The organism is Aliivibrio sp. S3MY1, assembly GCF_028765575.1.
In the GTDB taxonomy this organism is placed as follows: Bacteria; Pseudomonadota; Gammaproteobacteria; order Enterobacterales; family Vibrionaceae; genus Aliivibrio.
Map to the genome: position 1 here is coordinate 1 of NZ_JARACO010000086.1, position 910 is coordinate 910.

At 37.0% G+C, this 910-nt stretch carries 1 protein-coding gene; it reads right to left on the bottom strand.

The annotated features are described in order from the left end of the window. Positions 1-543 precede the first annotated feature (543 nt). The coding region (locus tag PVK62_RS17335; RefSeq protein ID WP_274449505.1) for a hypothetical protein at positions 544-910 on the bottom strand (367 nt) is incomplete at its 5' end.

The following is a 910-nucleotide window of genomic DNA, read 5'->3' on the forward strand; positions in this document are numbered from 1 at the left end:
AAGAATTGATTTACCAAGATTTACTGTAAACTGAGTTTAATTAGACTGGTTCAATTTAGCGAGCAAAATATCATTTCAACGACAATAACTGTGAAACGAAGCAATCCCTTTTTCTTACACCATTTGTACGATTTGATTTCAGCAAGTTTTGAGCTGATAAACTAAATATCCTAACCACAATTGGGATTGAAAATGTGGCGAGTAAAACACTGACGCAGGGTAAAATGAGGCAAAACCATGAACAATTGAAGCGTGAATTAGCCGCTGAAACCCATGAACTTTTGGCAATAATGTTCAATTGCCGAACCTGATGAAATGAAAACTCAAAGACAACAAAGAAACAGGAAATTCACCCTACTTTCACGCCTAAAAAACTAACGGCTCAATCGCTGAACTGAGCCAAAAAACTGCGATCTTAGAGTTCGTGTAACGCCTGCATAACACGTTTGCTACCATGCAGATTAAGCCTAAATTTACCACTTAATACGGTAAACCAAAAGAAATCTAGAATGCCGAATGTAGCAAATCGTGTTGATGCATTTGTTATATGCATTTCACCTTACTAACGATTAGATTATATAAACTTAAGCAATTATCTAAGTCAGGTTTTTGCTCACGGTATGTACCTTCGCGCCTTGCGGCTTGAGCATAAGCAAATAACCATTCAGCTGCACACTTATTCTGTACTGTTATTCTAGCGTTTGTTCTTTCTGAAAATTGAGATGCTGTGATATCTACATATTTCCCTTCAACTTCTAACCAAGCATGACTTTTTACATCTGGGTATTCATCAACATCCACATTCGCACTAATCAGTTTAACATCTTCACAACCAAGCTCTGTCAGATAAACACCTAAGAGACTTGAGGATAAGAAGCATACACCATTTGGAAAGCTATTTAATCCACAC